Source organism: Corynebacterium sp. HMSC036D03 (assembly GCF_001836185.1).
GTDB classification, from domain to species: Bacteria; Actinomycetota; Actinomycetes; order Mycobacteriales; family Mycobacteriaceae; genus Corynebacterium; species Corynebacterium simulans.
In genome coordinates this window covers 1-219 of the sequence record NZ_KV827736.1, presented here as the reverse complement: position 1 = coordinate 219, position 219 = coordinate 1, and the positions used below count along the sequence as shown (strand labels likewise).

The following is a 219-nucleotide window of genomic DNA, read 5'->3' as shown; positions in this document are numbered from 1 at the left end:
GGGCGCGGTAGGAACGAGTGCGGATAACGCCCTAGCAGAATCTTTTAACGCCACCTTAAAGCGGGAAGTCTTGCGTGATAGGAAAGTCTTTGACAATCCCATTATCTGCCGGCAGGAAGTCTTCCGGTGGTGCATGCGCTACAACACGCGCCGGCGACACTCGTGGTGCAACCTTCTAGCTCCCGATGACTTCGAAGCACTCACATCAGCTACACTGAC

Annotated in this window: 1 protein-coding gene; it reads left to right on the top strand. The window is 54.8% G+C overall.

Features of this window, described 5'->3' with window-relative positions; genetic code table 11:
- Positions 1-219 (top strand): integrase core domain-containing protein (locus tag HMPREF2692_RS12600; RefSeq protein WP_141761306.1); only part of this gene is annotated, 219 nt, incomplete at both ends.